The organism is Serratia sp. LSHTC3 (genome assembly GCF_057197125.1).
Window position 1 is genome coordinate 1 of record NZ_JBXUNP010000015.1, and the last position, 4451, is coordinate 4451.

Below are 4451 nucleotides of genomic sequence, written 5' to 3' on the forward strand. Positions count from 1 at the left end.
TTTTTGATGAATAGATCTCTAAAGTGATTGTTCCTGAAACACCACTTTGTGGAGTTGTCTTCATTTAAAAGAATGACTGCTAATGGCGTTTTTGACACATGCACCATTTGGCATGCTGTTGCTGTTGCTGTGGTTCCGTAACGACTGGCTAGTGAGAGTACCAAGTTTATGTCTGGTATGGATTTTTTTAAGAAGTTAGCCATATCATTTTCTGGCATTAGTAGACTTGCTGCAAACTGGTTGGCTTCATTCTCTATGGTTTTCCCATGAGGGGTTATCTCGAACCTATCTATGTCGTCGATTCTGCATTTAACCTCTTCTTTATCTTGGTGAAGGATAAAATGCCCAATCTCATGGGCTATCGTAAAGTTTTTTCGACCATCTTCTTTAATATTGTTGTTATATATTATGGCGTTAACTTCCTCTGTGAGGAATAGAGCCCCTTGGAAGTCATTGGGGAGCTCTGCGCCTTGAACTTTTATTCCCAGACTTTCCGCTATTCTGATGCAGTCAATCGGAAATGGGTGCTCTGATTTTTGAGCGTTGAGCCATTTTTCTGCTATCTGTGAAGCTTCAAGTCTGGGGTTGTTCATCATTAACCTTGTTGTTTTAAAGCCTGCAAAATGCTCATTAATTGCACCTTTGTTGGCTCGGATAGTGTTTTGTATTCTCTAAAGAAAACGACGTCTTTATCGCTTTCCTTCTGCTCATCCATCAACGAGTCCATAGTAACATTTAATGCGTGCGCAAGCTTGGACACTATTTCAGCAGATGGTTTTATCTCCGGTTTCTTTTCGAGTTCCCAAATGTAGCTTTTCGTTGAACCAATCTGATTCGCCAGTTGCTCCAGTGAAAGTCCTCGATCAGTTCTTAGCTCTCTAATTTTTTCGTTCAGCATAGTGGCTCCCTCTTTTCTTGTTGAGTAGTGTTTGTTCGAAATTTGAGCGTTTCTATTGTTGGTAAGTATGGTCTAAAAGTATCGCTTCAGCAATACCGTGGTAATTCTCTAGCAATACTTTTAGTAGATCTATAGCTTGACTTTTTGGCTGTAAATGATACAATAGTTTTAGAAGCACAATTCCGTGCTTTGGTGACGAAGTGAGGTATGTATGAAGTCTGGGAATATCGCTAAGCGTTCAGGGCAGTATGAGATTATTGGGCCTAGAGGCGCCTCGACAGGGGTGGAGCGAACTGTCGTGAAGGGAGAGCCATTACCGCCAACTCCTAAAGCTGGTCAAACATATAAGTTAGTTGATCCAACTAAAAACGGGAGTGGCGGGAAAGGTAAGTGATCTTACAACTAAAAAATCAATGTGGTGAAGTCATCCGTCGACCGCATTGAGCTGATGATGTAAGGGCAAAACTTAGATTGGGGAATCGAAGTGTAGCCTTTTTATCTTCATCAGCCAAGAACTGGATGATTTTTTGGGATGGAGGGTATGCTATGAGCAAACCAGCACCTAAAGGCTTCAGATGGGTATATTGCCGCTATCGTCGAGTGAAAAACTCAACGAGAATGCTCGATGCTCACGATTACGGGTATGAAGCCTGGGCATTTTTAGTGCCTGGTCGATAACCTGAATTTGTTCAGGTACAAATAATGCCTGGTTTTTATAAAGCAGCCTTTGGCTGCTTTTTTTGTTTCTTGACTGAGAGTTAGCAACCAGCGTAGTCTTCGATTCTAGAAAAGAAAAAACCGCCTTGCAGGGCGGTTTTTTCGAAGGTTACAAAGAGTTGACGCTCTTTTTAACCGCGGTAACTGGCTTGGAGGAGCGCAGTCACCAAAACTTGTTCTTTCAGTTTAGCCTTAACTGATGCATAACTTCAAGACTCAACTCCTCTAATCAGCTACCAATGGCTACCGCCAGTGGCGATTTTTCGTGTCTTTCCGGGTTGGATTCAAGTGAATAGTTACCGGAATAGACGCGGTAGTCGGACTAAACGGGGAGTTCGTGCAGATAGTCCAGCTTGGAGCGAACCACCTACAAGGCACCCAGTTGCGCGGGAAGGAATGAGAAAACGCCACCTTACGGCGGACTGCAACGGGTAAACCTCAGGGTGGGAACAGGAGAGCGCACGAGGGAGCGACCCATCGGAAACGGTGGGGATCTTTAAGTCCTGTCAGGTTTCGCCGCTTCTGATTTGAGCGCCGGAAATCCATTGATTTCTGTGACGCTCGTCAGGAGGGCGGAGCCTATGGAAAAACAGCCCGGCGGGCTGTGGCCTTTTCCCGCTTTTCTGCATGCCACTCACACCTTCATCCTTCCCTTTTTGTCCCCACCGCTCGCCGCAGTGTTGACTAGCGCAGTCTGTCAACGCGAGGAAGCGGAAGTGCATCTGCAGCTGATGTGTCGCACGGTCATTGTGGGGCTTTTGTTGACGATGCAAGATAGGCCACGTGTTCACGTTTGACGTCATTACATGCCTTCATTCGGTGACGTGTTGCCGACCCTGCCGGTGGCTCTCATGCGGGACAGGATATGTTTTGTAGCACCGCCGTGGGCGACGCGTCCAAAACGAGGGTGACGGACAGGAAATGTGTTGTCATGACCGCCGGTGTTCCTGGCGTTGACAACACGCTGGTCAGGGCGCAGCCCCGACACCCCGAATCTCCCCTATACTGTGCCAAAAAAAGGAGGTTTCTATGGCATGGCACAGTGTGGCGCAGGCACAGGCATTGACCGGAAAAAGTCGGCGGACGCTCTACCGTGATATGGCGGCAGGTCGTGTGTCATGGCGAACTAATGCCGATGGCAAGCGGGAGTTAGAAACCACGGAATTGCTGCGTGTGTACGGCGAGCTGCAACCCGCTGGCACGAATGCGCGGCACACGGTGTCACACCCCGTTGGCACAGAAGATCAGGCGGTATTACTCGCCGAAATACGCGCATTACGGCAGGAGGTCGCCGATTTGAAAGCGGCGGTCTTGCGTCTGGAGCACCATCCGACCCCGGCGGAGCCGGCGATCGTCAAACGGTGGTGGCAGCGCTGGCGCCGTTGATCCCCACTGCCGCGCCGCCGGCTTGGCCAACGCCTCACGGCCGTGCAATGAATTGCCCGCCCGTTCACCGTTTCTCACATTGGCATAACGGCAAAAACACGCGATTCGGTCACGTTTCTCTCTGAAACTGGTCTCTGCGTACTGGGTTGCATAACCATTCATGCCGCCAAACGGCCTGTACGCCATTTTGCGGGCTTTCTTGCGGAGAAGTGAGGTGGTTTTACCGCTTTGGTTGTTCAAGCGCACATAGGGCGTCTGAGGCGGTGCGGGAAACGGATGTTATGGTAAATCGACAGAGTTGTCGCAAGTGTCCTAAGTGAAGGAAATTAAAACAACAAAGGCCCGCTGTATAGCATACAGCGGGCCTTTGTTGTATATCTCTGTCGATTGTCCTCGGGGGGAAGCATTACTGCTAACAAGTCCCGTGGCTAGTAACTTCATTATAAGGATTGCTGACGATGTCGTCAAACAGGATAAAGGCCAGCTTGTCTGCGGCCAGAATAGGAACGTATGAAAATGTTCTAGGTGGGCCTGCTGGCATTCAAAAGACAGAAAAAGCCCTGAGGCTTTACATGTGGAACGCACAAATATCTGCCGCCTTCTTTGTACCCTTACATGTTTGCGAAGTGATTATGCGAAATGCTCTCTCAGAGGTGCTCGAGGTGGTATACGGCCACAGATGGCCGTGGTCTATGGGTTTTGAACGAAGTCTGCCGATCCCTGTTCATGGTTATAAACCCAAAGACGACCTTATTAATGGTCGGAGGAACCAGCCTACGACAGGAAAGGTTATCCCTGAACTCAAGTTTGTTTTTTGGCAGAAACTTCTGACCGGAAGATTCGACACCCGACTCTGGAACAATCACATACTGGCTGCTTTTCCTCATGCAGCTGCACAGGGATTGAGCGCAGCGCAGTTGCGGCAGAATCTCTACAACGATCTGGAGACAGTGAGAAAGCTGCGCAACCGTATTGCTCATCATGAGCCCATACTTAGCCGCAACCTGGAGGATGATTTTGCCACGATAAAGCGAATTATCGCATACCGGTGCCAACATTCACTGGAGTGGATGATAAACAATCAGATGCTACTTCCTTTGTTTACACTTAAACCGCTCTAAGAACACAGGTCCGCCCAACGGAAGTTATGGTAGATGCAATATTATGTAGTGCTTAGATCATGCTGGGGTTCGGATGTGGTGGAAACGCACTTTGTTCCTGATAGTAAGTAAAGCCTTTGCTTGTACTCTTCCATATCTAATGAAGATGATTTTAGCTTCCATTGTTGCTCAATTGGCTTTGGGAACCAGAGCTCCTGCACAGAGTCTTCGTTTTCTTGTGGTGAATGAGTTGATATGTTGATTACAGTGCCTTTTTTGATGAATAGATCTCTAAAGTGATTGTTCCTGAAACACCACTTTGTGGAGTTGTCTTCATTTAAAAGAATGAC

The 4451-nt window shown here is 47.9% G+C and carries 5 protein-coding genes; 2 read left to right on the top strand and 3 right to left on the bottom strand.

Annotated elements, in window-relative coordinates; translation table 11 throughout:
* A partial coding sequence (locus AC2CGI_RS24015; protein WP_484593981.1) for an ImmA/IrrE family metallo-endopeptidase occupies positions 1–593 on the bottom strand: 593 nt, incomplete at its 3' end.
* Positions 594–595: 2 nt separating this feature from the next.
* Positions 596–898 carry a helix-turn-helix domain-containing protein gene (locus tag AC2CGI_RS24020; RefSeq protein ID WP_440483358.1) on the bottom strand — a complete coding sequence of 101 codons (303 nt, stop codon included), beginning with the start codon at positions 896–898 and terminating at the stop codon, positions 596–598.
* 1746 nt (positions 899–2644) lie between these two features.
* On the opposite strand from AC2CGI_RS24020, the gene AC2CGI_RS24025 reads away from it, so the two are divergent.
* Complete coding sequence (locus AC2CGI_RS24025; protein ID WP_440483355.1) at positions 2645–3001, top strand: entry exclusion protein 1; 357 nt, start codon at positions 2645–2647, stop codon at positions 2999–3001.
* A 458-nt stretch (positions 3002–3459) separates the two neighbouring features.
* On the top strand, positions 3460–4122 hold the full coding sequence (locus tag AC2CGI_RS24030; protein WP_440483356.1) for a hypothetical protein: 663 nt from the start codon (positions 3460–3462) through the stop codon (positions 4120–4122).
* 41 nt (positions 4123–4163) lie between these two features.
* Here the strand turns inward: AC2CGI_RS24030 and AC2CGI_RS24035 are convergent.
* Positions 4164–4451: hypothetical protein (locus AC2CGI_RS24035; RefSeq protein WP_484593982.1), on the bottom strand; the 288-nt coding region annotated here is incomplete at its 5' end.